Here is a 3810-nt window from a genome sequence, read left to right on the forward strand (position 1 = left end):
TCTGCGACTAAATGGAAGTGCTCTTTAAACTCATCGATATGCATTGTGGGTAGGTCTCTTTGTTAAAAGAGAGTATATGATCACAGCTAGATATGATCGTCAAACCGATCATTCTAAGTGGTTAGAAAATGTTCGCGATCTCACCCTGCCCCATAAGCCTTATTCTCAGGAATTGTTAGCATTATGAGCAGTTCTGTTTTATCGACTCGTACACAAGAGTCAAGTTCAGCGAAGCCACATTGGCATCGATGGGTTGGGCGTATCAACCCCGCATTGTGGCTGGCGCCTTTTGCGCTATTTTTCTATCTCTTTCAGTTGGCTCCTATGGTTTGGGTGCTGATCAACAGCTTTATTTATGATGGCGAATTTGCATTTGATAACTGTATTGAAGTGCTAGATTCAGCTTTTATGATCAAGGCTTTTAATAACAGTCTTTGGTTAGCTGTTTGGTCGAGCGTTGTCGGCTTAGCGATTGCAACCTTGCTGGTATTTTCGCTACGCCGTGTTGAAGGGAAAATTCGAGATAGTGTTATTGCGTTTACCAATATGAGCAGTAACTTTTCGGGTGTGCCTTTGTCATTCGCGTTTATCATCATCTTAGGTACCAATGGTGCATTGACCTTGCTGCTGAAGCAGTATGGCTTATTAGGTGATTTCGATCTGTATGGTAAGTGGGGTTTGTTGGCCATATATGTTTATTTTCAGATCCCTCTGGCTGTTTTGTTGCTATATCCCGCTTTTGACGCGCTCAGTGATGACTGGCAAGCCGCCGCTGCACTCCTAGGAGCTCGTACAGACCAGTATTGGGCAAGAATTGCGTTACCAGTGCTTTCTCCGGCACTGCTTGGCACCTTCATCATTCTGATTGCCAATGCGATTGGCGCCTATGCCAGTGTATACGCATTGACTTCGGGCAATTACAACGTGATCACCATTCGTATTGCCAGCTTAGTATCGGGTGACTTGTTCCTTGAACCGAACTTAGCGGCTGCCATTTCTGTGATTTTAATGGCCTTGCTTGCTCTGATCACCATGATCAATCAATGGCTTATTGCAAAAAGCTATGCGGGTAGGAAGTCGTGATGCATAACGTTAATACTCGATTCCACAAAACGGTAGTGTATTCCATTGTGGGCATTATGCTGATACCGATTTTGGCAACATTCGTCTATTCGGCGTCATCCCGCTGGGGCGCGACCATTTTGCCTGATGGCTTTACGCTAGACTGGTATCTCAACTTACTGAGTGACCCACGATTTTTGCAGGCATTTGGACGCTCGTTGTTCATTTGTATCGCATCACTTTTTTTGAGCGTGGTGTTGATTCTACCCGCGATATTTGTGGTTTTTTATTACTTTCCGAAACTAGATAAGATTATGAATATCATGATCTTATTACCCTTTGCGGTACCACCAGTGGTTTCGTCTGTGGGATTGCTTCAGCTTTATGCAGACAGTGAAATTTCTCTTGTTGGCACGCCTTGGATTCTAATCGGCACTTACTTCACTATTGCGCTGCCATTTATGTATCGTGCTATTGCTAATAGCTTCGAGGCAATCAATCGGCATGATTTGATGGACGCTGCGCATCTTCTCGGGGCGAGCACCGCCAAAGCGTTTTTGCTAATTATTCTGCCAAACTTGAAAAAAGGATTGATGGCATCGCTGTTTCTTTCCTTTTCATTTTTATTGGGCGAGTTTGTATTCGCCAATATCTTGGTTGGTACGCGTTACGAAACGCTACAGATTTACCTTTATAACATGCGTCAGACCAGCGGCCACTTTACCAGTGCGCTGGTGATGACCTATTTCCTGTTTATTTTTATCCTGACTTGGCTGGCAAGTCGCTTTAGCCGAGGAGTCAAATAATGAGTTATGTCGTCGCAAATAACCTGAACAAACGCTTTGCGGATAATACCGTATTCGAAGAGATTGAATTCACTATCGAGCAAGGTGAATTTATTACGCTGCTTGGCCCCAGTGGTTGCGGTAAATCGACCTTGCTTCGTAGCCTGGCAGGATTGAATCCTGTGGATGGGGGAGAAATTTGGGTAGATGGTGAGGAGATTACTCACCAGTTACCTCAGCAGCGGGGCATTGGTATGGTGTTTCAGTCCTATGCGTTGTTTCCTAATATGACAGTGGAAGGCAATATAGGTTTTGGTTTGCAGATGAAAAAACTGGCAAAGCAAGAGATTCAACGCCAAGTCGCTAGGGTAATCGAACTGGTTGATCTCAAGGGTAAAGAGAAACACTATCCACATCAGCTCTCAGGAGGGCAACGTCAACGAGTCGCTCTTGCTAGGGCGTTAGTGGTTAAGCCGCGTATCTTACTCCTTGATGAGCCTCTTTCCGCACTGGATGCCAAGATACGTAAGCACCTCCGTCAACAGATCCGTGATATTCAAAAAGAGATGAATTTAACGACAATTTTTGTCACTCATGATCAGGAAGAAGCGATGATCATGTCAGACCGCATTTTCCTAATGAATAAAGGCGAAATTGTTCAGGCTGGGTCTCCGGAAGAGATTTATACTCATCCAGCCAACGAGTTTGTGGCAAGTTTTATGGGGCATTATAATTTGGTTGAAGCAACGAAAGCGAAGCAACTGTTCAATATCGAGACCGATTGGAAGGTAGCGATACGTCCTGAATCCATCTATGTCAAAGAGCAGGGGCGCAAATATGGCAGCCATGTATCTGCCCCGCAAAAGGCGACAATAAAAAACCATCAATTGTTGGGAAATGTGATTCGCTATCAGGTCGAGGTCGACCAGTGTGAGCTTACCGTTGATCTCCTCAATCGCTCATCTGAGCGTTTACTGGCCAATGGTCGCCAATTAGAACTCTTGTTTAATCTCAATGAAATTCAACCTGTGGGAGCGTAATGATGTCAAAGCCGTTGTATGTATTTGATATGGATGAAACCTTGATCAATGCTGATTGTGCAATGATCTGGAACGAGTTTATGGTTGAGAAAGGTATCGCGACCAGCCCCGATTTTATCGAGCAGGATCAGAGATTAATGGCTCTTTATGCTCAAGGGAAAATGGATATGGAGGATTACCTCAAGTTTTCCATCTCTCCTTTGGTTGATATACCCATAGAGCAAGTGAATGTGCTGGTGGAAGAGTGCGTAGAGCGCCATATCCTCACCAAGCAATTCAAACAGTCCAAAGTTTTAATTGATCAACTTAACGAACAAGGTATTCAGATGGTAATCATCTCTGCCAGCGTAACGTTTCTTGTGCAAGCGGTTGGGCGACGCTTGGGAATTGACGTGGCGTTGGGTATTGATCTCGTTGAAGATGGCGGACGCTATACTACCGAGATTAGAGGTGTTCCAAGCTATCGCGAGGGTAAGGTAATCCGATTAAAACAATGGTTGGATTCACAACCCGAGACTTACTCCAACATTCATTTCTATACCGACTCGATCAATGATTTGCCGCTATGTGAATACGCGGATCACGCTTATTTGGTCAACCCATGTCCACGTTTGAGAGCCCGTGCAAGCTCTATGGATTGGCAAGTGCTGAACTGGACTTAGCCGTGATGTTGTTTAGTTGGTCGGTGGTGGGCAGCTTGGATAAAGAGTAAGCGTTAAACAGAAAGTAACGGATTCCAATGAACAAATTTGATCGCTATTTTGGGCTTAGGCTTGCTAAATAGCTGATCCTAATTATGCTTCACTTTTTGTACTCCATGACCACCGCTGGGAAACGATGAAATGTTATCCATAAAGTTTCGAACCCGTTTTAATAGTTGCCACATTGCTTTGCATTGATGATTCCGAGTTACTGTTTCATGT

Annotated in this window: 4 protein-coding genes and 1 pseudogene; 4 read left to right on the forward strand and 1 reads right to left on the reverse strand. The window is 44.4% G+C overall.

Annotated elements, in window-relative coordinates:
* The first annotated feature begins 183 nt into the window (after positions 1-183).
* From QTN95_RS19875 to QTN95_RS19890, 4 genes are read left to right on the forward strand one after another with little or no spacing between them, the layout of a single operon-like run.
* On the forward strand, positions 184-1083 hold the full coding sequence (locus QTN95_RS19875; protein ID WP_331418720.1) for an ABC transporter permease: 900 nt from the start codon (positions 184-186) through the stop codon (positions 1081-1083).
* Positions 1083-1868 carry an ABC transporter permease gene (locus QTN95_RS19880; RefSeq protein ID WP_331418721.1) on the forward strand — a complete coding sequence of 262 codons (786 nt, stop codon included), beginning with the start codon at positions 1083-1085 and terminating at the stop codon, positions 1866-1868. Before QTN95_RS19875 ends, QTN95_RS19880 begins: the two co-directional genes overlap by 1 nt.
* Positions 1868-2887 (forward strand): ABC transporter ATP-binding protein, encoded by a 1020-nt coding sequence (locus tag QTN95_RS19885; RefSeq protein WP_331418723.1) that lies wholly within the window; start codon positions 1868-1870, stop codon positions 2885-2887. Before QTN95_RS19880 ends, QTN95_RS19885 begins: the two co-directional genes overlap by 1 nt.
* Positions 2888-2889: 2 nt before the next feature.
* Positions 2890-3549, forward strand: coding sequence for an HAD family hydrolase (locus tag QTN95_RS19890; RefSeq protein ID WP_331418724.1), 660 nt, complete (start codon positions 2890-2892; stop codon positions 3547-3549).
* Between the two features lie 128 nt (positions 3550-3677).
* Here QTN95_RS19890 and QTN95_RS19895 read toward each other — a convergent pair.
* Positions 3678-3810, reverse strand: a pseudogene (locus QTN95_RS19895) (IS630 family transposase); the annotation flags it as partial.

The organism is Vibrio sp. M260112, from assembly GCF_036533775.1.
GTDB lineage: Bacteria > Pseudomonadota > Gammaproteobacteria > Enterobacterales > Vibrionaceae > Vibrio.